The following is a 368-nucleotide window of genomic DNA, read 5'->3' as shown; positions in this document are numbered from 1 at the left end:
AATACGTTCCATCAACAACATAGGGAAGGTTCCGTCACGGAGAGAGAAACACCAGACAAAGATAAAGACGCACAATTTTGACGGAGAACTCACGGAGTAAGCCCACGGACCGACCGCCGTTTTCCAAGGGGTTCAGCCCATGGCGTACTTCTGGGTCCAGCTCCTGGCGGTGGCCTCGTACTTGGTCCGGTCCGTCTTATATATGTGGGCGATCTCGGGAACCAACGGGTCGTCCGGGTTCGGATCCGTCAGCAAGGAGCAAATGGAGAGAAGAACCTTAGAGATGGTCAACGCCGGGCTCCATTGCTCTTTCAGGATGTCCAGGCAGATGCTCCCGTTGCTGTTGATGTTGGGGTGGAACACCTTGG

General features: G+C 54.9%; 1 protein-coding gene. It reads right to left on the bottom strand.

Translation table 11 applies throughout. The features are described from left to right. Window positions 1–132 precede the first annotated feature (132 nt). The coding region (locus DJ021_RS18480) for a ubiquitin-conjugating enzyme E2 (RefSeq protein ID WP_207801909.1) at window positions 133–368 on the bottom strand (236 nt) is incomplete at its 5' end.

Source organism: Phenylobacterium hankyongense (genome assembly GCF_003254505.1).
GTDB classification, from domain to species: Bacteria; Pseudomonadota; Alphaproteobacteria; order Caulobacterales; family Caulobacteraceae; genus Phenylobacterium; species Phenylobacterium hankyongense.
The sequence above is the reverse complement of the archived record's forward strand: the minus strand, read 5'-3'. Positions and strand labels throughout refer to the sequence as shown.